We start from the raw sequence: 23,617 nt of genomic DNA, 5'->3' as shown, positions 1-23,617 counted from the left end.
GTGATCTTCGAGGCTGCCGTCATCTTGCTCGCGTTGTTGTGGGCGCTGAGCCTGTGGTTCTTTCTCAACTACAGCAAGCGCCAGCGCGAGCTGGCCGCCCAGCAGGCCCAGGGCGATGCGCTGCGTGACCAGCGCATCAAGGACCTGGCCAAGCGGCTGGACGACTACCAGAACGTGACCGTGCGCATGGGCGAAGCGATTCACGAATTGCGCGCGGTGGTGGCGCCGTTGCCGGAGAAGCTGCTGCAACTGGAGCAGCGTGATCCCAACAGCGTCACCTTCTCCCAGGCCGCCAAGCTGGTGGGCATGGGCGCCAGCGTCGAGGAACTGACGCAGAGCTGTGGCCTGACCCAGGCCGAGGCCGAGCTGATGAGCCGCCTGCACCGCGGCTGAGTGGCCCACAGGCGCACCGACGCGCCCATGGGCCGCTTGGCATTGGGCTGAAGCACGCCGGGATCAGCCTTTGGCCCAGGAGTGCAGGCTGCCGACCTTGGCCAGGCGGTTGAGTGGCAGGAGACGGCGCACCAGTTCGGTGTAGCGGTCCAGATCGACGAACAGGCCTAGATTGACGATCTTCATGCAGCCCAGGTTCGCCACCTGGCGCAGTTGGGTGAGGGCGGCAAGCCGGCGGTCGATCACGTCCGTGACCACGCGCGGTCCGGTCAGCGCACTGAGGCGTTGGGCGTAGCGATAGAAGGCGGCCGGATCCTCGGCGAATGTCGGCCGCCAGGTATGGAAGTCCGGTGTTTGCGACAGCCTGGTATGGATTTCTTCGGAAATGGCCTCCAGCGTAGGATTGCCCGCGTGGCTGCCGATGAAGCTGGTGTTGTACAGGCAGTTCATGCCCAGGGTTTCGTTGCTGATCGGCGGCTGCAACAGCAGCCCATCGGGGCTTGTCGCCAGCTCCACCGCGTCCAGCGCCTCTCCCGGCGTACCGACGCCGACCCCATTCTCGAACTGTCGATAGCCTCCTGCGCCAAGCAGCGTGTCGTCCACATCCATGTACAGTCCGCCGTCGTGGTACAGCATGCGGTAACGCAGGATGTCCGAAGCGGCGGCGAATGCACCGCCGTCAATGGCAGCCTGATAGTGCGTGTGGTACTTGCTGCTGCGCAGGGCGACGAAGAATGCCTGGTCTTCCAGTGGCAGCACCTGCAGGCTGGGGGCCTCACGGGCCAACTGCGCGAGGTTCTGCTCGAACGCCGAAGGGGTCGCCCGCGACAGCAGCAGGCGCAGGGTGTAACTGCTGTCCTGCACCAGTTGCGCATTGTGCGCAAGGTTGGCGATCAAGGCCTCGGAGAGCACCTTGTCGCCGACCCACAGGCACGTCAGCGTTCGTGCAATGGGCTGCAGGGCTTGCGTCGCTGGCTCGGGCAGCACGATGGGCAGTTGCAGATCGACCCCCAATGCGCGAAGGCTGGCGCTGCGCATGGCGTCGTCGACCGGGCGCTGGTGCACGTCGACCCGGGCCAGGTCACGCCGGCCGGGGCGGGCAGTGAAGTAGCGCGGATTCACCTCATTGATATCCTCTTCGCACATGAATGCATCCTGTTTCAGGTCGTACACCACCTCGGCGTTGTAGCCATGCAGGGAGGCCTCCAGGCGATCCGGCGTGCCGTCGTACAGACAGTTGCGCACCACCGCTGCCGACACCGCAGGATCGGCCCCGGCCACTGGCGCTATGGAGTCGGACACGTGGAAGTAAGGGGCCATGTCCAGATCGGGCAGGTGCGGCGGTGACACTGGGCTCAGCGGGTAGCCCCAGCGTTCGTTGACCCGGGAGGGGAAGACGAAGTTGTCGCTTTTCACGCGCAACAGGGTGGAGATCCTGGCCGCGCTCTCCAGTGCCAGTGGCGCCGCGTTGAACAGGCCGAACACCATCGCCTCCAGGCCTTCGCTGGCTTGAGACTGCGAGCGCGCCTGCAGGGCCTGGTCCAGGCCCAGGCCGAATTGGGCGATACCGCCGACGGCAAACAGCGGCCAGAGCTCGGGCACGGCCAGCGCCAGGGGAGCCAGGTAGGTTATGGCCGAGGACAGGTAGCCACGCCAGCGGGCTTTGCTGACTTCGCTGTCGGCGTGGATGAGGAAGTCGGCGTCTTGATAGCTGCGCTGGCGGTATCGCGTAGCCAGGGCGTGGAACAGATCGCCGCTCAACGTCGGGCTGTAGCTGGACGGCTTGTAGTTGACGTATTCGCGCGGTGCCCAGACCCCAGCGGCGGTGAAGCCAGGCCGCTGGCTGTCCAGATGGTAGAGATGGGGGTAGACCCCCAGGCCGCCCAAGGCCGTCTCCAGCCCGCTGAAGCTCAGGCCGTCCGGGGTATCGGCCGGGTTGAAACGCGCTTGCAGTGCCTCGCGCGTGGGCGCACTCCGGCATTGCTGGCCGAACCAATCCTGCAACTCGCCCTGATTGGCGAAACTCAGCAGCGGCGAGGCATTGCCTGGCACGTACAGCACTATCAGGTCGCTTCCCTGGGCCTGCAAACACACCAGGTCGGTGCTGGCGTAACCGTAGACATTGAGCATGCGTACATCGATCGGGAGCGGCGAGTGCATCACCCCGGCAGCCCTGAACGCCAATCGCCGTCCTTCATCGCTCAGGCTGCCTTCGCTGATCTGCTTGTTGCATGCCGCAATGAAGTTCAGTTTCAGCGAGTCGCGGTAGCTGTCGAAATGCTCGGACCAGTAAGCGTCGAGCTCAGCCTTGTAGGCCCGGTTGAAATCCAGGTCCCAGACGAACGACTGAAATGTCGGCACCGCCAGCGGCAGCATGCTGTGCTGGTCATAGACCTGGGGCTCGCTGCGCCGGAACAGGCCGCTGAGTACGTAGTAGTTCTGCGCTCCGGTCTGGTGCGGCGGCTGCAGGGCGGAGACGATGCGGATGTGCCGCGCGCTGCCTGGCGGCTGCTGCGGCCGGAGCAGGTGCGGTACGGCCTCCAGATCCGGCGGCGCTTGCCAGTTGCTCAGCAGCGCCTGCGCCAGGCTCTGTCGCTGGACGACGACGCCGTTCCAGCCGTCGCTGCCGGCTTGGTAATGCAGGGTGGCGGCAACGATCTGCTCGGCAGGTACGTCGATGCCTTGGCTGGGCAGCCACTGGTCGAGTGCCGCGATGGCCTGACGGTCTGGGCGAGGGAAGGCCGCCAGGTGCTGGCGGGCGAAATCGATACCTTTGGCGTTGAGATAGGGGATGGGGATCATGGCAGATACCTGGGTCGAGGGTTGAGGATCGCGGTGTCGTACGGTGCCGATCAGTGGTTCAACCAGGAATGGGCGCGGCCGATGTCGGCCACATCGCCCAGGGGCGCGAAACTGGCCAGGGCGTCCATCAGCGCACGGCTGTTGACCACGCTGAACACGTCGTGGACCGGCGAGGCCAGCAGGGTGCAGGTCTCGCGCAACTGGCGCAGCCACGGCAGATGCTGGTCGATCACATCGTTGAGCACGCCGGGACCGGTCAGCAGGTTCAGGCGGCGGGCATAGTGGTGCAGACCCACCGGATCCAGGTCCGGGTCCGGATGGTGGTCGTAGAAGGTGGGCTCCAAGCGGTAGCGTCGCAGGATCTCGTCGGAAATGGCGTCCAGGGTCGGATTGCCCGCATGGCTGCCGATCAGGCTGCTGTTGAACTTGATGTACATGCCTAGCCGGTCGTTGGACACCGGTTGCGCCAGCAGCAGCCCGTCGGCGCTGCAACGCAGGTCCTGCTGCTCCAGGGGCAGGGCGGCGACGCTACCGTCCTTGGGCAGCAACAGGCTGTCGTCGGTGTCCATGTACAAGCCGCCGAAGTGCTTGAGAACGCGATAGCGCAGGATGTCGCAGGCCGAACTGAAATGCGTGGCGCCCAGGCCGTCGCCGCGCAGCGCCGCCTGGTACTGCGGGTAATAGGCAGAGCGCTCGAATTCGAGAAAGAACGGCTGTTCTTCGAGGATGCGGATTCGTAGCCGCGGCGCCACCGCATTGAGCTGGCTGACGTTGTGGTCGAAGTTCGCCACGTTCTGGCGTGACAGCAGCAACTGATATTCGTAGCGACTACCGTGCAGCGCCCGGGCGTTGTGAGCGATGGCGTCGATGAACGGCTCGCCCAGACGACGATCGCCCAGCCAGACACTGGTGATCAAAGGCTCCAGCGGCGTGCGCGACATGTTTTGGTAGGGGGTGTAGTCCAGCGGTAGATCGACGTGGATACCCAAGGCGCGCAGCGTGGCCATGCGCTGCAGGTCGCTGACGGTTCTACTGTCGGTCATGGGTACCAGAGCGTTGGCGTGCTCGGCACTGACGATCCAGCGTGGCGGGCTTTCCTGGCGGATCTGTGACAGCCGAATGAAGCTGTCGGTGTTCAGCTCATAGCAGACCCAGTCATTCTCCAGCCCAGCCTCTGTTTGCAGCCAGGCTGCGAAGCGGTGGCGCAGGCTTTCGTCGATACGGGTAACCACGGCAGCGGTTTGCGTGGACGCTTGTACGGTGGGCTCGCGAAACGCCGCCTCGGCCGGTTGCAGGGCCAATGCCTCGGCGCTGTCGCTGCCTTGCAGCAACTGCCTGAAGCTGACGAAGCCGGGGCGGCACCAGCGATACAGCGCGCTCGATCGGGCCGCCGCCGTGCCGACCAGAGGGAGCGCGTTGAACAGGCCGAATACCTGGTCCTGGACGCCAGCGACCTTGTCCTCCAGCGAGCGGCCGTTGAGCACACGGTCCAGGCCCAGGCTGAACTGCGCCAGGCCGCCTGCGGCCAGTAGCGGCGCCAGGGCAGGGATCACCATCGCGACTGGTGCCAGCATCACCAGCGCGATGTTCAGATAGCGGGTCGCGCGAAGCTTTTCGATCTGTTGATTGCTGACGACCTGACTGTCGAGCGTGGCATAGGCGCGCTGTTGCTGGTGGCGCGCCAGGTAGCCGAACAGCTCTTCGGTAATGGGCGGGTTGTAGTGTTCGGCGCGGTAGTCGACCATCAACTCGGGCGTCCATAGCCCACTGGTTGCGAAGCCCGAATGGGAGGACAGGAAACGGTGTGGCTGCGGATAGCGACCCAGGCCCGCCAGTGCGGTTTGCAGGCCGCTGAAATCCAGGCCATCGGGCCAGTCGAGCGGGCTGAAGAGCGTCAGAAGCGCCGCGCGGCGGTCGGCCGGCTGGCACTGGCGGGCGAACCAGTGCTTCATCGCCAAGGGGGTGTCGAAGCTCAGGAACGGACTGCTGTTGCCTGGGATATACAACAAAGTCAGTGCACTGTCCTCGGTACGCAAGCACAGCAGCGAGGTGGCGACGTAGCCGTAGACGTTGAGCAGCGAGACCTTGAGCGTGAACCTGTCCTGACGTGAGATGCCCGCGGCCTGCCAGATCATCTGCCGCGCCTCTTCGCTGAGACTGCCTTCGGCGACTTGCCGATTGCAGGCGGCGATGAAGTTGATCTTCAGGGCTCGCTGGTAGTCGTTCAGATGAGCCGACCAGTAGCTATCCAACTGCGCCTTGTACAGGGTGTTCAGGTGCAATCCCCAGATGAGCGCCTGGAAGTCTTCGGCGCGCACCGGCAGGCGCGTAGCGGGGCCATAGAGCGCCGGTGTCTGGCGTCGATAGAGGCCGTTGAACACCCGATAAGCCGAGAACCCTGGCGAGGTGCCCTCGGTGTTCAGACGTTCGACCAGGTGCAGCACGCCACTGGGTGCGATCCCAGCCCAATCACCGAAGTGAAAGCCCCCATAGCCCTCGGCGCTTTCGCCTTGCCAATTGCTCAGCAGGGCTTGGACTGCACTCATTTTCTGGGTGATCACCGCGTTTTCACGAAAATGCTGCCGGCCTTCGCCGAGCGGTTCGAGCTGGTAGTGCAAGGTGACGACGTCGATTTCCTGCGCAGGCGTGTCGATGCCTCGCGCTTTCAGCCACGGGCGCAGCAGGGTTTCGGCCAGAGCATCCGGTCGCGGGAAATCGACCAGTGCCGCGTGCACCAGGTGCAGGTTTTCGGCGGGGAGAGGGGACATGGCCGTCGGGCCTCCGTGCAGAGCAGTGGAGGACCGAGCTTGGCGCCATGGGGGGCGGGGCAGGCGTTAGATAGTGCTGTCGTCGGGCGCAGGCAAGGCCAGCGTCGGGGTGATGTCGCGTGGCTCGGGCGGCGTGTCGTCGAAGCCTGGTGGCAGCTTGCCGCGCAGTTGCCAGGCGAAGGCGATGATCTCGGCGATGGTCAGGTACAGCGCCTCGGGAATCTGCTCGCCCAGCTCTAGACGCGCCAGTAAGCCGACCAGCTCGGCGTTCTCGTAGATCGGGACTTCGTGCTCGCGGGCCAGGGCGAGAATGGCCTCGGCCACGGCGTCCTCGCCTTTGGCACTCAGGGTCGGCGCTTGCTCGCCGTCATAGCTCAGGGCGATGGCCTGGCGTGGTGTGCGCTCTGTCATGCGGTTTCATCCACCCAACGTTGTTCCAGGCGGGTGCGCGGGCCCTGGGGCGGCGCGCCGGGATGGCAGGCCAGGTCGCCGACGTCCAGACCGCGGGCCAGCAGACGCTCGCGCAGGCTGCCGAGCTGACTGTCGATCAAGCGGGCGGTTTGTGGACGTTCGGCCCATAACTGGCCGCTGAGACGCCCCTGGCTCAGTTGCGCCTGCACCTGCAGCGGACCGAGCGGCGGCAGGTCGAAGGCCAGCTCGATACGCCACAGCGATTCGAGCGGGTCACGCTGCGCGCGGTGCGGGTCGGCGTGCTGTTCCGGGGTTTCTTCGCGTTGCAGCTTGGCTTGTACCGGGAGGAACTCCTGGCCGTGGCGCAGGGGAATCTCGCTTTGCCAGGTGGTCTGCTGGTTGCCGGTCTCGGTGGTGCCGGTCTGCTGCAGGCTGGCCAATTGGTGACTCTGTAACCGGGAAATCGCCGCCGCTGCCAGACGCAGCAACTGCTGCAGGTCGCCGGTGTCCTCCAGGTTCTGCAACAGCCGCGACGGCAGCGGGAACATGCCGGGCTGCGGGCGGTTGCCGACCTGGTCGAGCAGACCGCGCGCACCACGGGCCAAGGCCGGCAGCGCCTGGGCCAGGGTGGCGGCGGCCAGGGCTTGATTGCCCGGCACACTGGGCAGGATCTGCGCCACCAGACGCACCAGTTGCGCCTTGAGGTCTGGTGCAACGCCCGGTCCCAGGCCTGCGAGCAGCTTGCCTTCAAGGAAGGCGCCGCTGTTGTTCAGGGCCTGGGCGACGGCCTTGGCGTCGCCCAGTTGAGCGGGGTCGGGCAGGCTGGCCAGCAACCGTGAGGCGCTGGCCGAGAGTGCAGGGTCGGCGCTGGGCGCGCTGGCCAGGTGTTGAAGCGCGCCAAGCAGGGCGGGCAGCGAGGCCTGACGGCCTTGCTGGGTGAGCAGTTGCTGGGCGATGGCCAACTGGTCCTGGCGACCGCTCAGGGGCACGAAGCGCAGTGACTGGTCACCTTGCACCAGGGCGCTGAGCAGGCTGCCGACGGGCAACGGGCGCGGGCTGTCAATGGCCAGTGTGGCGCCGGCCTGGCTGCTGTTGAGGAGGCTGACCAGTGCGCGGAAGGCCGGTGCCTGTCCCGCTTCGGCCGGCAGTGGCTGGTTGGTCAGGACCTTGCCTTGTAACAGCGTGCCGATCGGGATCTGGCGGGTGTCGAGCTGGGTCAGGCTGGCGATGTTGCTGGCGCTGGCCTGCTGCACGGCCACGGCCAGGCGGCTGCTGTCGAGTTGCCCGACGGTGACCTGGCTGCCGGGTGGCAGCGGTTGGGTGGCGTTGGCCTGAAGCTGCACGGGTTTGCCATCGGGCAACATCAGGCGCAGGGTCAGGGTGAAGTCTGCGCCGTTCTGCCGCAGGTTCACCACCTCGGCCTGGGCGGTCTCGCCGTTGGGGATCAGGCCAGGTTGCGATTGTGTCAGGCGCAGCAGTTCGCCGGTCAGGCTGGCCTTGGCTACCTGGGCGGCGAAGGCGCTCTGCGCGCTGAGACTATTGATTTCGGTCATGATTGTATACAACCTGTCGAGCCAGCTCTCTTGACAGCCTGGGCGTCCATGTATAATCCGGGCGCCTCGCCACGGGTAGTTTAACGGCCGCGCGCGGGGCGACTTGAGACACCGGCGTGTTCGGCGTCGTTTGTTGCGCGGCTGAGCCCGCTCCTGCAGAGGGGCTGGGTGAGCCTGCAAGCAGCGGGTGCCGGACCCTGAACAGCATAAGGCGAAACCGTGACCTTCCACCTCCAAGCCGCGAACCTTGCCTGCGAGCGCGACTGGCGTCTGCTCTTCGAACACCTGGATTTTGAACTGAGCCCCGGCGACATGTTGCAGGTCAGTGGTCCCAACGGCAGCGGCAAGACCAGCCTGCTGCGCCTGTTGGCCGGGCTGATGCAGCCGACGGCCGGGCAGATCCTGCTCAACGGCCGTGCCCTGGGCGAGCAGCGCCAGGCCCTGGCCAGCGTGTTGCTGTGGATCGGCCATGCTGCGGGCATCAAGGAGCTGCTCAGCGCCGAGGAGAACCTGGCCTGGCTCTGCGCCCTGCATCGACCCGCCAGCCGCGCGTCCATCTGGCAGGCGTTGGCCCAGGTCGGCCTGCGCGGCTTCGAAGATGTGCCGTGCCACACGCTGTCGGCCGGCCAGCAGCGACGCGTGGCCCTGGCCCGCTTGTACCTGGACGGGCCTGGGCTGTGGATTCTCGATGAACCTTTCACCGCCCTCGACAAGCAGGGTGTGGCCCAGCTCGAAGCGCACCTGGCCAGCCATTGCGAGCAGGGCGGGACGGTGGTACTGACCACGCACCACAGCTTGCAACACAAGCCGGGCGGCTATCGCGAACTGAATCTGGGGCAGTGGGCAGCATGAAGGTCTTTGCGTTGTTGTTGCGCCGCGAGGCGCGTCTGCTGTTCCGGCGTCCGGCAGAGTTGGCCAACCCGTTGGTGTTCTTCGCCATCGTCGTGGCGCTGTTCCCGCTGGCGGTCGGTCCCGAGAGCCAATTGTTGCAAACCTTGTCGCCGGGACTGGTCTGGGTCGCCGCCTTGCTGGCGGTGCTGCTGTCGCTGGACGGCCTGTTTCGCAGCGATTTCGAGGACGGTTCGCTGGAGCAGTGGGTGCTGTCGCCGCAGCCTTTGCCGCTGCTGGTGCTGGCCAAGGTGCTGGCGCACTGGACCTTTTCCGGCCTGGCGCTGGTATTGTTGGCGCCGGTGCTGGCGCTGATGCTCGGATTGCCCAGCGCCTGCCTGCCGGTGCTGCTCGGCTCACTGCTGCTTGGCACGCCGGTGCTGAGCCTGCTGGGGGCGGTGGGCGCAGCGCTGACCGTGGGTCTCAAGCGCGGTGGGCTGCTGTTGGCGCTGCTGATTCTGCCGCTGTACATCCCGGTATTGATCCTGGGCAGTGGTGCGTTGCAGGCGGCGTTGCAGAATATGCCCGCCACCGGGTACCTGCTCTGGTTGGCCAGCCTCACGGCCCTTGCGGTAACACTGACACCCTTTGCGATAGCGGCCGGCCTGAGGATCAGCGTCGGCGAATAACGAGTCCCGGGCAGCGAAGCCCGGCAAAGACCCTGGATGTACCCTGATGAAAATGAGCTGGACATGGTTCCACAAGCTGGGCTCGCCAAAATGGTTCTACAGCCTCAGTGGCCGCCTGCTGCCCTGGCTGAGCGTCGCGGCGGTGCTGCTGTTGCTGGCAGGCATCGCCTGGGGCCTGGCCTTCGCCCCGGCGGACTACCAGCAGGGCAACAGCTTCCGCATCATCTATATCCACGTGCCGGCGGCCATGCTGGCGCAGTCCTGCTACGTGCTGCTGGCAGTGGCAGGCGTGGTGGGGCTGGTGTGGAAGATGAAACTGGCCGACGTCGCCCTGCAGTGCGCGGCGCCCATCGGCGCCTGGATGACCGCCTTGGCCCTGGTCACCGGCGCCATCTGGGGCAAGCCGACCTGGGGCAGTTGGTGGGTGTGGGACGCCCGCCTGACCTCGATGCTGATCCTGCTGTTCCTGTATTTCGGCATCATCGCCCTGGGCCAGGCCATCGGTAACCGCGACAGCGCCGCCAAGGCCTGCGCTGTGCTGGCCATCGTCGGTGTGGTCAACATTCCGATCATCAAGTACTCGGTCGAGTGGTGGAACACCCTGCACCAGGGCGCCACCTTCACCCTCACCGAACGACCGGCCATGCCCGCCGAGATGTGGCTGCCGCTGCTGCTGACAGTGCTGGGCTTCTATTGCTTCTTCGGTGCCGTGCTGCTGCTGCGCATGCGTCTTGAAGTGCTGCGCCGCGAAGCGCGCACCCAGTGGGTCCGCGAGCAGGTGCTCGGCAGCCTGGGTCGGGAGGCCGCACGATGAGTTTCGCCTCCTTCGCCGATTTCCTCGCCATGGGCCATCATGGGCTCTACGTCTGGTCGGCCTATGGCCTCTGCCTGGTCGTGCTGGCCATCAACGTCGCCGTGCCGGTGCTGGCGCGCCGCCGCTATCTGCAAGAAGAGGCGCGTCGTCTGCGCCGGGAGAACCACCAGTGAATCCGCAGCGCAAGAAACGCCTGTTGCTCATCCTCGCCCTGCTGGTCGGCGTGGCGGTCGCCCTGGGTCTGGCCCTCAGCGCGTTGCAGCAGAACATCAACCTGTTCTACACCCCGACCCAGATCGCCAATGGCGAGGCGCCGCTGGACACACGCATTCGCGCCGGCGGCATGGTCGAGCAGGGCTCGGTGAAGCGCTCGGCCGATTCGCTGGACGTGCGCTTCGTGGTCACCGACTTCAACAAGTCGGTCCCCATCACCTACCGGGGCATTCTCCCGGACCTGTTCCGCGAAGGGCAGGGGATCGTCGCCCTGGGCAAGCTTAACGCCGACGGCGTGGTGGTGGCCGACGAAGTGCTGGCCAAGCACGATGAGAAGTACATGCCGCCGGAAGTCACCAAAGCCCTCAAGGACAGCGGCAAGACTGCCGCCAGCGGCGAGGCCCGGCCATGAACGCGGCGCTGGTGATTCCGGAACTGGGGCAGTTGGCGATGATCCTGGCCATCTGCCTGGCGGCGGTGCAGGCCAGCGTGCCGCTGCTCGGCGCCTGGCGTGGCGACCGGCTGTGGATGAGCCTGGCGCGTCCGGCCGCCTGGGGTCAGTTCGCCTTCCTGGTGTTCGCCTTCGCCTGCCTGACCCATGCCTTCATGACCGACAACTTCTCGGTCGCCTATGTGGCCCACAACTCCAACACGGCGCTGCCGTGGTACTACAAGTTCAGCGCCGTGTGGGGCGCCCACGAAGGCTCGTTGCTGTTGTGGGCGCTCATCCTTGGCGCCTGGACCTTCGCGGTGTCGGTGTTCTCGCGCCAGTTGCCGCAGGTGATGCTGGCCCGGGTGCTGGCGGTGATGGGCATGATCAGTGTGGGCTTTCTGTCGTTCCTGATCATCACCTCCAATCCCTTCGCCCGCCTGCTGCCGCAGGTGCCGACCAACGGCCGCGACCTCAACCCGCTGTTGCAGGACTTCGGCCTGATCGTCCATCCGCCGATGCTGTACATGGGCTATGTCGGCTTCTCGGTGGCCTTCGCCTTCGCCATCGCCGCCTTGCTCGGCGGCCGCCTGGACGCGGCCTGGGCGCGCTGGTCGCGGCCCTGGACCCTGGTGGCCTGGGCCTTCCTCGGCATCGGCATCGCCCTGGGTTCGTGGTGGGCCTACTACGAACTGGGCTGGGGCGGCTGGTGGTTCTGGGATCCGGTGGAGAACGCTTCGTTCATGCCCTGGCTGGTGGGCACGGCGCTGATCCACTCGCTGGCGGTGACGGAAAAACGCGGGGTGTTCAAGAGCTGGACGGTGCTGCTGGCCATCGCCGCGTTTTCGCTGAGCCTGCTGGGCACCTTCCTGGTCCGCTCCGGGGTGCTGACCTCGGTGCACGCTTTCGCCGCCGACCCGGCGCGCGGCGTGTTCATCCTGATCTTCCTGCTGTTCGTGGTCGGCGGTTCTCTGACGCTGTTCGCTTTGCGCGCGCCGGTGGTCAAGAGCCAGGTGGGCTTCGGTCTGTGGTCGCGCGAGACGCTGCTGCTGGCCAACAACCTGGTGCTGGTGGTGGCCGCCTCGATGATTCTGCTCGGCACCTTGTATCCGCTGGTCCTTGATGCCCTGACCGGCGCCAAGCTGTCGGTCGGCCCGCCGTACTTCGATGCGCTGTTCGTGCCGCTCATGGCGCTGTTGCTGGGGCTGCTGACGGTGGGTGTGCTGGTGCGCTGGAAAGACACGCCCGGACGCTGGCTGGCCAGCCTGCTGACGCCGGTGCTGATCGGCAGCGCCATCCTGGCGCCAGTGGCCGGGCTGATCGTCGACGACTTCGACTGGCCGGCGCTGAGCGTCTTCGCCCTGGCTGCGTGGGTGGTGCTCGGGGGCGTGCGCGACATCCTCGACAAGACCCGCCACAAGGGCCTGGCCAAAGGCGTGCGCGCGCTGCCGCGCAGCTACTGGGCCATGCACCTGGCGCACCTGGGGCTGGTGGTGTGCGCCCTGGGCGTGGTGCTGTCGAGCAACAACAGCGCCGAGCGCGACCTGCGCATGGCGCCGGGCGAGAGCGTCGAACTGGGCGGCTATCACTTCCTCTTCGAAGGCGCCAAGCACTTCGAGGGGCCGAACTTCATTTCCGATAAGGGCACCGTGCGTGTGTCGCGCCAGGGCCGTGAGGTGAGTGTGCTGCACCCGGAGAAACGCCTGTACACCGTGCAGCAGTCGATGATGACCGAGGCCGGTATCGACGCCGGCTTCACCCGCGACCTCTACGTCGCCCTCGGTGAGCCGTTGGAAAACGGCGCCTGGGCGGTGCGGCTGCACATCAAACCCTATGTGCGCTGGATCTGGCTGGGCGGGTTGCTGACCGCGCTGGGCGGGTTGCTGGCGGCGTGCGATCGGCGTTATCGGGTCAAGGTCGTGGCGCGGGTGCGCGACACACTGGGCCTGTCTGGAGCGACGGCATGAAGCGTTGGATCATGGTAGTGCCCTTGGCAGTCTTCCTGCTGCTGGCGGTCTTTCTGTACAAGGGGCTGTTTCTCAAGCCCGACGAGTTGCCTTCGGCGATGATCGGCAAGCCGTTCCCGGCCTTCTCGCTGCAAAGCGTGCAGGACGGGCGGACCTTGACCCAGGCCGACCTGCTTGGCCGTCCGGCCCTGGTCAACGTCTGGGGCACCTGGTGCCCGTCGTGCAAGGTCGAGCACCCGTATCTGAATCAGTTGGCCGGGCAGGGCGTGGTGATCCACGGCATCAACTACAAGGACGACAACGCGGCAGCGCTCAAATGGTTGGCCGAGTTCCACAACCCTTACCAGCTCGATATCCGTGACGAACAGGGCACGTTGGGCCTGGACCTGGGCGTGTATGGCGCACCGGAAACCTTTTTGATCGATGCCGAAGGCATCATCCGCTACAAGCACGTGGGTGTGGTCGATGCCCAGGTCTGGCGCGAGCAACTGGCGCCGCTGTACCAGGCGCTGGTCGACGAGGCCCAGCCATGAAGCGCTGGTTCGCCGCTGTGGTGTTGGGCCTGAGCCTGGCTGGCATGGCCAGGGCCGCCATCGACACCTACCAGTTCCGCGACGAGGTCGAGCGCGAGCGTTATCAGCAGTTGACCAAGGAACTGCGCTGCCCCAAGTGCCAGAACCAGGACATCGCCGACTCCAATGCGCCCATCGCGGCCGATCTGCGTCGCGAGATCTTCCGCATGCTGGGCGAGGGCCAGAGCAATCGGCAGATCATCGACTTCATGGTCGATCGCTATGGCGATTTCGTGCGCTACAAGCCAGCGCTGACGGCGCGCACCTGGCTGCTGTGGTTCGGCCCGGGCCTGTTGCTGACTGGCGGCCTGGTGGTGATCGCGGTGATCGTGCGCCGCCGGCGCAGTCCGGCAACGGCGGCAGGCACCGAGCTCTCCGTGGACGAACGACACCGTCTTGCCCAATTGCTGAATAAAGAACACACCCATGACTGAATTCTGGCTGAGTGCGGGCCTGCTGCTGCTGGCGGCCCTGGCGTTCCTGCTGATCCCAATCCTGCGTGGCCGGCGCCAGCAGCAGGCCGAACAAGACCGTACCGCGCTCAACGTCGCCCTGTACCAGGAACGCATCGCCGAGCTGACCACCCAGCAGCAGGCCGGTGTGCTCGACGCCGAGCAACTGGCGCGCGGATGCGATGAGGCGGCCCGCGAACTGCTGGCCGATACCGAGGGCGCCGAAGCGCCGCGCCAGGGCCATCTGGGGCGCACCGTGCCGCTGCTGGCGGCGGTGCTGGTACCGGTGCTGGCCCTGGGGCTGTACCTGCATTTCGGCGCCGCCGACAAAGTCCAGCTGACCCGTGAATTCGCCCAGGCGCCGCAGTCGGTGCAGGAGATGACCACGCGCCTGGAGCGTGCCGTGCAGGCCCAGCCGGATTCGGCCGAAGGCCTGTACTTCCTGGGCCGTGCCTACATGGCCGAGCAGCGTCCGGCCGACGCTGCGCGCGCCTTCGAGCGCGCTGTGGCCTTGGCCGGGCGCCAGCCGGAGCTGCTCGGGCAGTGGGCCCAGGCCCAGTATTTCGCTGCCGACAAGCACTGGAGCGCGCCCCTGCAGCAACTCACCGACGAAGCGCTCAAGGCCGACCCGAACGAGGTCACCAGCCTGGGCTTGCGCGGTATCGCCGCATTCGAGGGCGAGCGTTATCAGGAGGCGATCGATTACTGGCAGCGTCTGCTGGCGCAACTGCCCGAAGGCGACGCCTCGCGTGCGGCACTGCAAGGCGGTATCGACCGCGCGGCGGACAAACTCAAGGACAGCGGTGTCAAGCCGCAGCCGGCGGCAGGCCTGAGCGTGCGGGTGGCGCTGGCGGCGGCGCTCAAGGACAAGGTGCGGCCGGACGACACAGTGTTCATCTTCGCCCGTGCTCGCACAGGTCCACCCATGCCGTTGGCGGCCAAGCGGGTCAGGGTGGCGCAGTTGCCCATCGAAGTGCGTTTGACCGATGCCGACGCGATGATGCCGCAGATGAAACTGTCGGATTTCAAGGAAGTCGAACTGGTTGCGCGCGTGTCGCGTAGCGGCCAGCCGACCCAGGGAGAGTGGATCGGCCTGAGCGCGCCGCTGGCCAACCAAGGTCAGCCCCTGCAGCACGTGACCATCGACCGACCTGACCGATAAGAGAGCCCGCCATGAACCGCTGCGTACGCTTGACCCTGATTACCCTGGCGCTGGGACTGTCCGCCTGTACCGGGCATCAGCCGGCCGAGCGTGAGCCGTTGCCGCCGCTGGAGACGCCGCCTCAGGGGCCTGTGGTCAAGCCGCTGCCTGGCGGCAAGCCTGCTGCACCGGCGGGCGCGCCCAGCGGCATTCCCAAGCCGCTGCCACGCACCTCGGCCAGCTTCGCGCCGCCGCCCGGTGGTGCTAGCCATTGGGATCCCAAGCTGGGCGTGTACGTGCTCGACAAGCAGCCCAACACCTTCTACCGCCAGCGCACTTACTATCGCTACGACCAAGGCTGGAGCTGGTCGCTGAGCCCCAACGGGCCGTGGCAAAGCACCGATGCCAGCGGCGTGCCGGGCGGGTTGGGGCGCGCGTTCGGGCAGTGATGCACTTCAGGCCGGGGCGCCGCAGCCCCGGCATCGCCAGGTGAACAGCCTGCGCGCAAGCTGGCATAATCGCCCTCCAAACCGAAGCGGAGGGTGGCATGAGCAAGACTGTTCTGGTGCTGGTGGAAACCGTCGATGACTATCTGCCGTTGCTTGAAAACGCCGGCTACCGGCTGATCCACGCCAAGACGCCGCAGTCGCGCGCCGAGGCCATCGCGCGGCATGCCGCCGACATCGATGCCGTCCTCACGCGCGGTCCGCTGGGCCTGACCGCCGCTGAAATCCATACCCTGACCCACCTGCAGATCATCTGTGTGATCGGCGCCGGCTACGAGCAGGTGGACCTGGCCGCTGCCAAAGCCCGCGGCATTACCGTCACCAACGGCGCAGGCGCCAATGCCGGGCCCGTGGCCGATCATGCCATGGCCTTGCTGCTGGCCCTGCTGCGCGGCATTCCCCAGGCCGACGCCAGCACCCGGCGTGGCGAATGGAACCGGGTGATCAGCCCCTCGGTGAGCGGCAAGCGCCTGGGCATCATCGGTCTTGGCGCCATTGGTCAAGCCATCGCTCAACGCGCTGAGCAGGGTTTCGCCATGAGCGTGAGCTATCACAGCCGCACGCCGCGTCGCGAGCAGCCCTACACCTGGTACGACAGTCCGCAACGGCTGGCCGAGGCGGTCGACATCCTGGTGATCGCCACGCCCGGTGGCCCGGGCACCCGGCATCTGGTCGATGCGTCGGTGCTCGCGGCGTTGGGCAGCCAGGGCTATCTGGTGAATATCGCCCGTGCCAGCGTGGTCGACACCGAGGCGTTGGTGCAGGCGTTGCGCGCGGGCAGCATCGCCGGGGCGGCGCTGGATGTGTTCGACGACGAGCCCGCCGTGCCGGAGGCCCTCAAGGCCCTCTCCAACACCGTGTTGACCCCGCATGTGGCCGGCCAGTCGCCAGAAGCGGCGCGCGATACCGTCGCGCTGGTACTGCGCAACTTGCAGGCGTTCTTCGCCGGCGAGCCGGTGCTGACGCCGGTGACCCTGTAAGCCTATCGTTCGATCCCGCCCGCGCACTGTGGGCCGACAAGGAGTGTGTGCATGCAACTCGAGATTTTTCAGGTCGATGCCTTTTCGGCCGAACCCTTCGGTGGTAACCCGGCGGCCGTGATCCCGCTCGACGCTTGGCTCGCGGACGACCTGCTGCAACGTATCGCCGAGGAAAACAACCTCTCGGAAACCGCCTATTTCGTGCGCAATGGCGAAGCCTTCGACCTGCGCTGGTTCACCCCCGCCGTGGAGGTCGATCTGTGCGGCCATGCCACGCTGGCTACGGCCTGGGTGCTGTTCGAGCAACTGGGCGAGCAGGCCGAGGTGCTGCGCTTCAACACCCGAAGTGGCGAACTGCGCGTCAGTCGCGGTGCCGATGGCCTGCTGGCCATGGATTTTCCGGCCAAGCAGCCGCAGCCGGTGGACATTCCCGACGGCCTGTTGTCCGCTTTGGGGCTGCCCGGCGCCCGCGCGCTGTACCGCTCGGACGATTTCGTGGTGGTGATCGACGACGCTGCGCGGCTCGATGTGTTGCAGCCTGATTTCGCTGCGTTGTCGGCCTTCGAGGTGCGCGGTATCGCGGTCACGGCACCGGGCCGAGACCGGGATTTCGTCACGCGCTGGTTCGGGCCACGGGTGGGCGTGAATGAAGATCCGGTGACCGGTTCCGCGCACACCAGCCTGGCGCCCTATTGGTCCGAGCGCCTGGGCAAGCGCGTGCTCGACTGCGAGCAGGGCGGGGCGCGCAAGGGGCAGTTGCAGTGCGAGGTGCCGGGCAACGGGCGCGTGATCATCAGCGGGCGGGCAGCGCTGTACATGCACGGCTCGATCATGTTCCCCATGGTCAACCCGCCCCTGGCCTGAGCGCCAGCGTTTGCCAACTTCACTGCGTTGCGCCGGTGCCACGTCGCCGCCTGCTCGAGGGGTCATTGATCACTGGCGATGAACTCGAATTTGGCGGTGCCTGAAGCGGTCTGTGCAAGCGTGATTTTGATAAGCGGCAGGTCAATACCTGTTTTGCTCAGAAATCGCGCTTTAGTAAGGCGCGCCAGTTGCCGCCCTGCGTCGTTTTGATAGAAAAACGCCTGAATAGGCAACTGCGCACCTATACCCGATTCCCACACATCCAACACCAGTTCATTCTGTTCGGAAAAAAATTCAGGGCGCGAGGACTTTGCCTTCAAGGCCGCTTCGAAGGCCGGACCGGCCAATCGGTTGCGCGAATCTCTGACATCGAACGCACAGGTTCTGCGACCCAGTGTGCCAGGTGGGAACTGCTTCGCCCATTGCTCGCCAGTCAGGATGTTCTGCAGATGGCAGGGAGCGCTGCTTGGGTAGCCCGGAAACTGGCCGCAGGCTTGAGGGCGGTGATCGGTACCGGCGTCCATCGGGTACTGGCAAAGCACTTGGATGCGGCGTTTTGTCGACGGGGTTTCGAAGACCGGGTAGAAGATGAAACCGTGGCTATTGGACCGGTCGTAGACAAACCGTTTGAAGTTGTTGTCTTTGCGCAGATAGGAGAAAGAAATACCGCCTTTTTTAATGGATGAGGGGCTCGGGTCCCAGGCATCGAAGTTATTGCTGTACGTGGTACTGCGCAGGACTACGCCTGAGCACAGAAAGGCAGGTTGACTATCGCTGCCGCAGTTGGCTCGGGTATCCATGTAGTGCCAGGTCAGGGCCGCAGCGGTGGCCGGGCCGTCTATGACCGTATGTACGGCGGCGTCAGTTCGGGGGGCGAGCGCGTAAGCCTGATGAGTCGCACAGGCAAGCAGCGTGAGCGAGACGATGATTGATGATGGTCTGTTCATGATGGTTCCACCTGCTTCGTTCGTGTTGTCGGGTGATCGAGTCCTTGAGGTGAGGTTAGGAAAGGTGCTACTCATCGAACAACTGACAACTTTGCCAGTGACGTCTGATCGATACAGGCTTCGGCTACCGCGCAAAGCTGGCCGGTGGTGTTCGTGTCTGGATTTTGAGACCCTCGAATAGGAGTGCTCCAATGTCATTCATCGCCAAAGGCGCCTGCTTGTGCGGCGCGATCCACTTCACCGCCACCCTCGACAACCCTGACGTCAGTGCCTGCCACTGCAGCATGTGCCGCACCTGGGGCGGTGGCCCCATGCTCGTGGCCCATGGCAGCCAGGCGCCGGTCTTCGAAGGCGCGGCACCTGCGGTCTATCGGTCGTCGGAATGGGCCGAGCGTGGGTTCTGTGGCCAGTGTGGCACCCACCTCTTCTACCGGCTGACTGGCAAGGACGAGTACTTCTTCCCGGTGGGCATGCTGCAGGGGGCGCAAGATTGGCAGTTCAGCCTGCAGGTCTATGCCGATGAGCGTCCGTCCTGGTACTGCTTCTCCAATCAGACCCAGCAACTGACCGGCGAGCAGATCCAGGCCATGTACAACTGAGCTTGTCAAAACCCTGCTTTCCTGAGAAAAGGGCGGCCTTCGTATTTGGCATAGAGGGCCAGCCCGTGACTCAGGAACTTCACATCACCGATCTTCACCCAGGCGACGGCAAGGCCGTGGTCAAGGGCGCGCTGATCACCACCCAGTACACCGGTTGGCTGGCCGACGGCAGCGAGTTCGATTCCTCCTGGTCGCGCGGCAAGCCCTTCCAGTGCGTCATCGGCACCGGCCGGGTGATCAAGGGCTGGGACCAGGGCCTGATGGGCATGCGCGTGGGCGGCAAGCGCCGTTTGCAGGTGCCGGCGGCGCTGGCTTATGGCGAGCGCAGCATCGGCCGCATCCCGCCGCACGCGGACTTGACCTTCGACATCGAGTTGCTCGAGGTGCTGACCCGCGACGAATGATGTCTTGTTGTTACCTGGATGACGTAATTCGGCAACATCCTGGGTCCAACATGGCTGCTGCCACGGAGGGCCGGCATGTTAACCCCATCGGGCGGCCGTTGCTCGGCACCGCCGCCGGGCATGAGGGTGCTGGCAGGGAGGCCTCTTGTCCTTAGCCGAATGAGTCCTGCCATGAAGTGGAAGCACTACCTGAAACGCCGTCACCTGTTGCTCGGCCTGACCCTCGCTGCGGTGTTGATACCCCTCACGTTCGAGGCCGTGCGCAGCGATGACAGGCGCGGTGACGGCACCCAGACCCTGGTCTTCCTGCGCCATGCCGAAAAACCTGGCGAGGGGCTTGGGCAATTGAACTGCCAGGGCCTGAACCGCGCCATCGACCTGGCAACGGTGCTGCCGGAGCGCTTCGGCAGTGCCGATTACGTGTTCGCCGCCAATCCGACCCGCCATGTCGAGGAAGGCAGCGAGGATCGACGCTTCAGCTACATCCGCCCGCTCATGACCATCAGCCCGAGCGCCATTCGCCTGGGGCTGCCGGTCAATATCGACTTCGACGCCAACGATTACGACGACCTCGCCGATGAACTGCTGCGCCCCAAGTACCGCAATGCCACGGTGTACACCGCTTGGTCGCACGGCTACCTGCCCGACTTGATCAATGCCGTGGCCGGCAAGGCCTTGGGCGAGAAGCGCGTCATCACCGAGGACTGGGACGGCGGCGATTTCGACACCCTCTACGTGCTGACCCTCACTTGGCACGAGGGCAAGGCCACGCTGCTCAGCCGTAACGTACGCCAGGAGCTCGACGGCGGATCCACGGTCTGCCCGACCTGAGGCACCAGGGCGCCTTCGCTAGGTTTTTTCGGAGCTTTCTGACGCAGCTTGTCGATTCAGGCTCGCTGGTTTTCCCGCGACGGTCAGGCACCTTCCATCAGTCCCCGGACGACCGCTTCCGGGGCTGGAGCGAGAGGGTGTATGGAAATCGACCGAGCCTACCGGTATAGGGGCCACCGCGGGATCACTTATGACGTCATCGAGTTCACTGTCAGGGCTGACGGTTTCTTCCTGAGCGATGGATCATGAATGTCTACCAGGATCCGTTTCAGATAGGGCTGATGATCGTCACCACGCTGGTCCTGGATCGCTTGATCGCCGCACCCGCGTGGCGAACAACAATTGGGTCGATTCTCTTTGCCTCCAGTCTTTTCACGCTGTTGTTTCACCAAGCGTGGTTCTATCACGGCATCGATCTGTACATGTGGAAGTCCTGGGGCTTGATGATGGGTATCTGCCTGATGCTTCGTCGGCATCGACGGTTGACTGAGGAGGCTAGCCGTGACCTACGATTGCCCCTTGCAGATCGCCTTGATGGTTCTGGTGGGCTGCGCTTTCGACCGGTTTTTGGCTCCGCCATGGCGTCGGTGGACGGGTTTCGTTCTTTTCGCCAGCGGTGTGTACAGCCTGTTTCTCGACGTCTGGACAGTGTTTGGCGTGGAAATAGCGCTGTGGAAATCGACGGCCATTGCGCTTGGCTGTTTGCTGATGATGCGCAGCAATCGATACCTGTCGAAAGATTGAGCCGTTGTCGCGTGTGGAGACGCCGGTGAACGGCACCGGCGTCCATCGTCCGTAGACCAGATTTCAGCGCCCCAGGCGCAAAGGCCAGCCCACCACCTTCTTGGTCCGCGGCGTGGCATAGGTGCGCACCTTCGATGTACTCAAGCCCAGCCGCACCAGCGACTCAGCGATGGTCACCGCTGCGCTGACGCCATCGACCACCGGTACGCCGGTCCGCTGACGGATCTGCTCATCCAGCCCGGCCATGCCGCCGCAGCCCAGGCAGATCACCTCGGCCTTGTCCTCGCGCACGGCGCGCTCGGCCTGCTCGACGATGGCCTGCACCGCGCGCTGCGGGTCGGCCTCCAGCTCCAGTACCGCCATGCCGCTGGCCCGCACCGAGGCGCAGCGATCGTACAGGCCGGACAACTTCAGGCGATCCTCGATCAGCGGCACGGTGCGGTCCAGGGTGGTGACCACCGAATAGGCATGGCCCAGGTACATCGCCGTGCTGGCCGCTGCATCGGTGATGTCCACCACCGGCACGTTCAGCAACTCCTGCAGGCCTTCGCGGCCGTGCTCGCCGTAGCCAGCTTGAATGACTGCGTCATAGGGCTGGTCATAGGCCAGCACCCGGTCCATGACGGCGATGGCGGCCAGATAACTTTCGAAATTGCCTTCCACCGATTCGGCGCCGAACCAGGGCGTCAGGCCGACGATCTCGGTCCCCGGCGCGGCCACGCTGCGCGCCTGTTCGGCGATGGCCTCGGTGATGGCTTCGGTGGTGTTGACGTTGGCGATCAAAATACGCATGAACGACTTTCCTTGATCAGTGACTGCTGTGGTCGACGGCGATGGCTTCGCCGCTGACGTCGAGGTATTGGCGATTGCGCGGCGCGATCAACAGGTACAGGGTCGCGGCGGTGGCGGCGCCGATCAGCCAGGAGAACGGCGCCACGCTGTGGAAGTGCGGTACCAGGGCGAGCACGATCGCCAGCAATGCTGCTGGGATGAACGCCGCGAGCGCCCGCAGGTTGATACCGCGCGAGTAATGGTAGGCGCCGCTCGGGTGTTCGCTGTACAGCTCCGGCACGTTGACCCGGCCTTTTCGCAGCAGCCAGTAGTCGGACATGATCACGCCGTACAACGGGCCGAGCAGGGCACCCAGGCCGGACAGGAAGTACACGATCACCAGCGGGCTGTTGTACAGGTTCCACGGCAGGATCAGCACGGCCACGGTGGCGCTGATCAACCCGGCACGGCGGAAATTCAGGTGGCGTGGCGCCAGGTTGCTGAGCACGAAGGCGGGGGCGACGAAGTTGGCCATGATGTTCACCGCCACGGTGACGATCAGGAAGGCCAGGCAGCCCAGTACCAGGAAGGGGGTGCTGGGAATGGTCGCGACGATCTGCGTCGGGCTGTCGATCACCTGGCCGTTGATCTGGAACTGCGCGCCGCATAGCACTACGGTGATTACCGCGAACACCAGAATGTTCACCGGCAGGCCCCAGAAGTTGCCCACGCGGATGGTCTTGCGGCATGGCGAGGAGCGCGCGAAGTCGCAGAAGTTGAGCACCAGAGTGCCGTAGATCGCCAGCCACAGCGCGCCGCCGGCGAAGATGTTGCGCCACATCTCGTAGCCGGTCAGCGGATCGCTCACCGACCAGGCGATGCGCGCATCGTTCTTGAAGAACATCCACGCGGCCAGGCTGGCCACGGTGAGCAGGATCACCGGACCTGCGAAGCCTTCGTAGCGGCGCACCATCTCCATGCCGTAGGCGAGGATCACCAGTTGCACCAGCCAGATCGCCACGAAGCAGAGCCAGCCCAGGCTCGACAGGCCCAGGATGCTGTCGTGGTCGTAGGCGGCGACCTGCGGCCAGACGGCAGTCAGCAGCACGCGCAGCACCACCGAGGCGAGGTAGGTCTGGATGCCGAACCAGGCGATGGCGATGACGGCACGAATCAAGGCGGGAATTTGTGCGCCATGGATGCCGAAGGCGATGCGGCTCATCACCGGAAAGGGCACGCCGGTCTTCTGGCCCATGTAGCCGGACAGGTTCATGAAGAAGTACACCAGCGCTGCGCCGATGGCCAGCGACACGAGAATCTGCCAGCCACCCAGGCCGAGCGCGAACAGGCCCATGGCGAAGGAGTAGTTGGCGATGTTGTGCACGTCGTTGGTCCACAACGCGAAGATGCTGTAGCCGCCCCAGCGGCGGCCCTCGAGGCGAGTGGGCGCCAGGTCGCGATTGTGCAGGCGCGGGCTGAGTTCGCACGGGCTGGCGGGGGTGTCGAGCGAAGTGGCGGTGGGCTGGCTGCTGGCTACGGAAAGTTCAGGGGCAAGGTCGAGGCTGCTACTCATTCCGGAGGCTCCTGATGCGCGAGGGGCTGCGAGGCGGCGAAAGCTCGCCAGCGCGTCGGTGCAGCCGTGGCATCACTGGGTTCTGGGCGCAAACGGCTTGCTGGGCAAGCGCTGCGGTTCTTGTGTGTTTATGTCTTGCTTAAGTTGTATACAAAACATATGACCACTCAAGCCAGTTCCATGCCAGTGAGGGCAGGTTTTCTAGAGAACGCAGGCGAATAATTTCCCGATAGATTTTTAATCTATTGATTTTATTGGATTAAATTCGAATTCTCGGTGGTGTGTTCAAGTCCGCTAGCGCCATAACCTGATCTATGAGTCAGATTTATCTATCGAAAGATGTCACCTGATAGTGCAGTGAAGTA

General features: G+C 65.1%; 24 protein-coding genes. 17 read left to right on the top strand and 7 right to left on the bottom strand.

Going from position 1 to position 23,617, the window contains the following annotated elements; all coding sequences use genetic code 11:
- Positions 1–393 carry a DUF2802 domain-containing protein gene (locus Q6A47_RS02175; RefSeq protein ID WP_039578900.1) on the top strand — a complete coding sequence of 131 codons (393 nt, stop codon included), beginning with the start codon at positions 1–3 and terminating at the stop codon, positions 391–393.
- Positions 394–456: 63 nt separating this feature from the next.
- Here Q6A47_RS02175 and Q6A47_RS02170 read toward each other — a convergent pair whose 3' ends face one another.
- The 4 genes from Q6A47_RS02170 to fliK all read right to left on the bottom strand — a co-directional run bounded on the left by Q6A47_RS02170 (position 457) and on the right by fliK (position 7,927).
- On the bottom strand, positions 457–3,195 hold the full coding sequence (locus Q6A47_RS02170) for a dermonecrotic toxin domain-containing protein (RefSeq protein ID WP_304482802.1): 2,739 nt from the start codon (positions 3,193–3,195) through the stop codon (positions 457–459).
- Positions 3,196–3,245: 50 nt separating this feature from the next.
- Positions 3,246–5,963: a dermonecrotic toxin domain-containing protein gene (locus Q6A47_RS02165; RefSeq protein WP_304482801.1), complete on the bottom strand. Its 2,718-nt coding sequence runs from the start codon at positions 5,961–5,963 to the stop codon at positions 3,246–3,248.
- A 66-nt stretch (positions 5,964–6,029) separates the two neighbouring features.
- A complete protein-coding gene (locus Q6A47_RS02160; RefSeq protein ID WP_029614969.1) occupies positions 6,030–6,374 on the bottom strand; it encodes an EscU/YscU/HrcU family type III secretion system export apparatus switch protein in 345 nt (114 codons plus the stop codon).
- Positions 6,371–7,927, bottom strand: coding sequence for a flagellar hook-length control protein FliK (gene fliK, locus Q6A47_RS02155; protein WP_304482800.1), 1,557 nt, complete (start codon positions 7,925–7,927; stop codon positions 6,371–6,373). Before fliK ends, Q6A47_RS02160 begins: the two co-directional genes overlap by 4 nt.
- Before the next feature lie 219 nt (positions 7,928–8,146).
- Here fliK and ccmA point away from each other — a divergent pair, with 219 nt between their 5' ends.
- The 12 genes from ccmA (at position 8,147) to Q6A47_RS02095 (ending at position 17,383) form a co-directional block, all read left to right on the top strand.
- Positions 8,147–8,779 (top strand): cytochrome c biogenesis heme-transporting ATPase CcmA, encoded by a 633-nt coding sequence (ccmA, locus tag Q6A47_RS02150; protein ID WP_295482261.1) that lies wholly within the window; start codon positions 8,147–8,149, stop codon positions 8,777–8,779.
- Positions 8,776–9,444, top strand: coding sequence for a heme exporter protein CcmB (gene ccmB / locus Q6A47_RS02145; protein WP_029614971.1), 669 nt, complete (start codon positions 8,776–8,778; stop codon positions 9,442–9,444). Before ccmA ends, ccmB begins: the two co-directional genes overlap by 4 nt.
- Before the next feature lie 46 nt (positions 9,445–9,490).
- Positions 9,491–10,258 (top strand): heme ABC transporter permease, encoded by a 768-nt coding sequence (locus Q6A47_RS02140; protein WP_039578886.1) that lies wholly within the window; start codon positions 9,491–9,493, stop codon positions 10,256–10,258.
- The gene (gene ccmD, locus Q6A47_RS02135; protein ID WP_029614972.1) at positions 10,255–10,431 is read left to right on the top strand and encodes a heme exporter protein CcmD; all 177 of its coding nucleotides are present in this window, start codon (positions 10,255–10,257) and stop codon (positions 10,429–10,431) included. Before Q6A47_RS02140 ends, ccmD begins: the two co-directional genes overlap by 4 nt.
- Positions 10,428–10,883, top strand: coding sequence for a cytochrome c maturation protein CcmE (ccmE, locus tag Q6A47_RS02130; RefSeq protein ID WP_029614973.1), 456 nt, complete (start codon positions 10,428–10,430; stop codon positions 10,881–10,883). The genes ccmD and ccmE overlap by 4 nt, the downstream gene beginning before the upstream one ends.
- A gap of 11 nt (positions 10,884–10,894) precedes the next feature.
- Positions 10,895–12,868 carry a heme lyase CcmF/NrfE family subunit gene (locus tag Q6A47_RS02125; RefSeq protein ID WP_205419328.1) on the top strand — a complete coding sequence of 658 codons (1,974 nt, stop codon included), beginning with the start codon at positions 10,895–10,897 and terminating at the stop codon, positions 12,866–12,868.
- The gene (locus Q6A47_RS02120) at positions 12,865–13,401 is read left to right on the top strand and encodes a DsbE family thiol:disulfide interchange protein (protein ID WP_029614974.1); all 537 of its coding nucleotides are present in this window, start codon (positions 12,865–12,867) and stop codon (positions 13,399–13,401) included. The genes Q6A47_RS02125 and Q6A47_RS02120 overlap by 4 nt, the downstream gene beginning before the upstream one ends.
- A complete protein-coding gene (locus Q6A47_RS02115; RefSeq protein ID WP_039578880.1) occupies positions 13,398–13,874 on the top strand; it encodes a cytochrome c-type biogenesis protein in 477 nt (158 codons plus the stop codon). The genes Q6A47_RS02120 and Q6A47_RS02115 overlap by 4 nt, the downstream gene beginning before the upstream one ends.
- Positions 13,867–15,054, top strand: a complete 1,188-nt coding sequence (gene ccmI, locus Q6A47_RS02110; protein ID WP_304482798.1) for a c-type cytochrome biogenesis protein CcmI — start codon at positions 13,867–13,869, stop codon at positions 15,052–15,054. The genes Q6A47_RS02115 and ccmI overlap by 8 nt, the downstream gene beginning before the upstream one ends.
- A gap of 11 nt (positions 15,055–15,065) precedes the next feature.
- Positions 15,066–15,482 carry a hypothetical protein gene (locus tag Q6A47_RS02105; RefSeq protein ID WP_039578875.1) on the top strand — a complete coding sequence of 139 codons (417 nt, stop codon included), beginning with the start codon at positions 15,066–15,068 and terminating at the stop codon, positions 15,480–15,482.
- Positions 15,483–15,580: 98 nt separating this feature from the next.
- On the top strand, positions 15,581–16,519 hold the full coding sequence (locus tag Q6A47_RS02100) for a 2-hydroxyacid dehydrogenase (protein WP_039578872.1): 939 nt from the start codon (positions 15,581–15,583) through the stop codon (positions 16,517–16,519).
- A gap of 51 nt (positions 16,520–16,570) precedes the next feature.
- On the top strand, positions 16,571–17,383 hold the full coding sequence (locus tag Q6A47_RS02095; protein WP_304482797.1) for a PhzF family phenazine biosynthesis protein: 813 nt from the start codon (positions 16,571–16,573) through the stop codon (positions 17,381–17,383).
- Between the two features lie 62 nt (positions 17,384–17,445).
- Here the strand turns inward: Q6A47_RS02095 and Q6A47_RS02090 are convergent, their stop codons facing one another.
- Positions 17,446–18,330, bottom strand: coding sequence for a hypothetical protein (locus Q6A47_RS02090; protein ID WP_304482796.1), 885 nt, complete (start codon positions 18,328–18,330; stop codon positions 17,446–17,448).
- A gap of 191 nt (positions 18,331–18,521) precedes the next feature.
- On the opposite strand from Q6A47_RS02090, the gene Q6A47_RS02085 reads away from it, so the two are divergent.
- From Q6A47_RS02085 to Q6A47_RS02070, 4 genes are all read left to right on the top strand, one after another.
- Entirely contained in the window at positions 18,522–18,929 is a 408-nt protein-coding gene (locus tag Q6A47_RS02085; protein ID WP_304482795.1) for a GFA family protein, read from the top strand.
- A gap of 65 nt (positions 18,930–18,994) precedes the next feature.
- A complete protein-coding gene (locus tag Q6A47_RS02080) occupies positions 18,995–19,333 on the top strand; it encodes an FKBP-type peptidyl-prolyl cis-trans isomerase (RefSeq protein WP_304482794.1) in 339 nt (112 codons plus the stop codon).
- A gap of 171 nt (positions 19,334–19,504) precedes the next feature.
- Positions 19,505–20,164, top strand: coding sequence for a histidine phosphatase family protein (locus Q6A47_RS02075; protein WP_304482793.1), 660 nt, complete (start codon positions 19,505–19,507; stop codon positions 20,162–20,164).
- A 501-nt stretch (positions 20,165–20,665) separates the two neighbouring features.
- Entirely contained in the window at positions 20,666–20,908 is a 243-nt protein-coding gene (locus tag Q6A47_RS02070; RefSeq protein WP_304482792.1) for a hypothetical protein, read from the top strand.
- A gap of 63 nt (positions 20,909–20,971) precedes the next feature.
- Here Q6A47_RS02070 and Q6A47_RS02065 read toward each other — a convergent pair whose 3' ends face one another.
- On the bottom strand, positions 20,972–21,700 hold the full coding sequence (locus Q6A47_RS02065; protein WP_029614983.1) for an aspartate/glutamate racemase family protein: 729 nt from the start codon (positions 21,698–21,700) through the stop codon (positions 20,972–20,974).
- Between the two features lie 16 nt (positions 21,701–21,716).
- Positions 21,717–23,252, bottom strand: a complete 1,536-nt coding sequence (locus Q6A47_RS02060; protein WP_304482791.1) for an NCS1 family nucleobase:cation symporter-1 — start codon at positions 23,250–23,252, stop codon at positions 21,717–21,719.
- Between the last annotated feature and the right edge of the window lie 365 nt (positions 23,253–23,617).

Origin of the sequence: Pseudomonas boreofloridensis, assembly GCF_030580795.1 — a bacterium.
Classification (GTDB): Bacteria; Pseudomonadota; Gammaproteobacteria; order Pseudomonadales; family Pseudomonadaceae; genus Aquipseudomonas; species Aquipseudomonas boreofloridensis.
The sequence above is the reverse complement of the archived record's forward strand: the minus strand, read 5'-3'. Positions and strand labels throughout refer to the sequence as shown.